Origin of the sequence: Paraglaciecola sp. (assembly GCF_030730205.1) — a bacterium.
Lineage (GTDB): Bacteria > Pseudomonadota > Gammaproteobacteria > Enterobacterales > Alteromonadaceae > Paraglaciecola.
This window is the reverse complement of record NZ_JANQVQ010000221.1, coordinates 1-2,488: the sequence shown is the minus strand read 5'-3', so window position 1 is coordinate 2,488 and position 2,488 is coordinate 1. Positions and strand designations below refer to the sequence as shown.

Annotated in this window: 4 protein-coding genes; all 4 read left to right on the top strand. The window is 38.3% G+C overall.

The genetic code is table 11. The annotated features are described in order from the left end of the window. Nucleotides 1-531, top strand: a 531-nt coding sequence (locus NWQ57_RS14880) for a hypothetical protein (protein ID WP_306022950.1), incomplete at its 5' end; no start/stop codon positions are given. Next, nucleotides 532-753, top strand: a complete 222-nt coding sequence (locus tag NWQ57_RS14875; RefSeq protein ID WP_306022949.1) for a hypothetical protein — start codon at nucleotides 532-534, stop codon at nucleotides 751-753. A 31-nt stretch (nucleotides 754-784) separates the two neighbouring features. Continuing rightward, nucleotides 785-1,642, top strand: coding sequence for an HprK-related kinase A (locus NWQ57_RS14870; protein WP_306022948.1), 858 nt, complete (start codon nucleotides 785-787; stop codon nucleotides 1,640-1,642). A gap of 1 nt (nucleotide 1,643) precedes the next feature. Beyond that, the coding region (locus NWQ57_RS14865) for a nucleotidyltransferase family protein (protein WP_306022947.1) at nucleotides 1,644-2,488 on the top strand (845 nt) is incomplete at its 3' end.

The following is a 2,488-nucleotide window of genomic DNA, read 5'->3' as shown; positions in this document are numbered from 1 at the left end:
AAAGTCAGTCGTCGTAAATTTCTCACCCGTACCGGTGCAGGTTTGGTTATTGCTTCTTTACCTTCAAAGTCTGTATGGGCCACAACTTGTGGTGTGGCAAATTCTATTTGTGCCTCTGGTCATGGTTCTGATTTTGCGCAAGGTAATAATATTAAAACTGTGGGTCCATCTAGTTTTGTTTTGCCACGTGGTGATCATCCGAACAATCCTAGGTTTAAAGATATTTTTGGTGAACGCTTCAATAACATATCAAACCCTCCAAATATAGGAGCAAATGTTCGTTTCCGCGCCATAATAAACAATGACGATAATAAAGGCCCTTCAGGGATCAATAGGTTATTGGTTGGAATGTATCTCAATGCTACAAATAGTGGTGCTCATCCATCGGATACCATTTTCTATCCTATTATAGGTGTAGGTAAACCTTTTTCTTCAGCAGATCTTTTTGCTAAACATATATACGCTTTAGCTGTAGACAATCGCCCTGAAGCTTTAAGAATTTTTAATGATATTGTACCTGGATGGAGTTAATTGTCAGTTATATTCATGCATTTGAAACTAAAACCCGAAATTTTGGTGCATAGCTTTTCTGATTTTTCGGGTTGTGTTTTTTTTAATATTATTAACGGTCAAACTTTTGCTTTGGCAATTACAGCAACTGAACTACAAGAGTTTATAAGTTCAGGCCTTGCAAATCCTAAATGGGATTCAAGCCTAATTACTCGGTTAGCGGAGTTGACTGATGCAATTTAGTTCTAGTCTTAATGGGTAATTTGATAATTTTATGGGCCCATTAAACAAGCTCGTTATTCCGCCATTTTGTTTTGAAGTCCAAACCAACATTCCTTTGGTTTTAGAAAATCTTAGCAATATTTACGGTCAGCAATTTAAAAAAACAAATCAGTTAACTGATTTTATTGTTCGTGCTGAACGTAGCGGTGGTATTCGTCGTTTTATTAAGCCGCAAGCGCGTTTTTTCTCTGATCAACAAGAGCCTTTTCAACCACTGCGATTGCAGCAAGCTTATGCTATGTTAGAGTGGGGTATGAATTGGTGTGTTGCAACTCATGAAATGCAGTATGTAATTATTCACTCTGCGGTGTTAGCAAAAGATAATAAGGCTATTTTATTTCCTGCCCCACCTGGATCAGGTAAGAGCACTTTAACCGCCTATCTGGCTTTTAATGGCTGGCGCTTACTCTCAGATGAAATGGCGCTGATTATTCCTCGGACCAAAACGGTACAACCATTTGTGCGGCCAATTTGCTTAAAGAATCGCTCTATTGATTTGGCTAAAGAGTGGTTCCCTAATGCAGTATTTTCCTCAGTCGCAACTGATACACATAAAGGTGATGTTATTCACTTATCTCCACCATTAGAAAGCTGGCAAGCAGCTAATATTCCTGCTGAAATTGTAGGCGTTGTTTTCCCTCATTACACACCAGCAAAAGTGCTCGATATTTATCAGTTAAATCAAACTCAAAGTTTTATGCAGTTAGCAGAGAATGCTTTTAACTATGGTGTGATTGGTAATGAAGGATTTGAAACACTTACCGCGATAATAGAGCAAGTGCCAGGTTTTGAAATCTTCTATAATAATGTTAATGAAGTCGCGAAATTTTTAGAGCAGGAACTACTTTAAATTGTGTATTAATAAGTTGTTATGCCGCTGCTTTTTTGAGCCTGAGTTTGCTAGAACACTAACGGCTGATCAGTGGGAGCCTCTTGTTAGAGTATTACGCAATCAACAATTGCTTGCTCGGTATAGCTTAAGGTATAAACAGGCAGGAGTGTTTTCTTCATTACCAGAGTATACGCAGCACCACATGCGAAATGCCGAAATTATAGCAAGCAAGCAGTATCGACAAATTGATGCAGAAGCGCGCGAGCTAGTAACTTTTCTGGCGACTGTTAAAGTTATTCCTGTTTTTTTGAAAGGTACGGCCTATGCATTGCAGACAAATTTAACGGTAGGCCTTGGCAGGACTTTTAGTGACATAGATATTTTAGTTCCTAAATTGAGTATTCATGAGGTAGAACAGCGTTTAGCTATTTCAGGTTACCTTGGCGAAGCTATAGGTAATTATGATAATTATTATTACCGTAATTGGACGCATGAAATTCCGCCAATACGCCACCATAATCGTGGGACAGTAATAGACATACACCATAATTTAATACCGCCAATATCTGGTCGTGCGCCAGATATCAAAGCGTTTAATCGACATATTATTACTACTGAAAAAGGCTATGCAGTTCTAGATCTGCCTGCTATTACGCTGCATAGTTTGGTTCATTTATTGTTTAACGAAGATTTTAAGAACGCTTTTCGTGATCTAACCGACCTGCATTTGTTATTTGAAGATTTTAGCGATGATGACTGGACAAAGATTATTAATCTAAGCGTTGAGACCGGCTTTATGTTTGAATTGATGTTGGCTACACGTTACTGCAATAACATTTTACAAACAGATATTCCGGCATGGGT

What these genes read in the sequence shown, in the direction of transcription:
- NWQ57_RS14870 (WP_306022948.1), top strand. Translation starts at nt 785, where the DNA reads ATGGGCCCATTAAACAAGCTCGTTATTCCGCCATTTTGTTTTGAAGTC.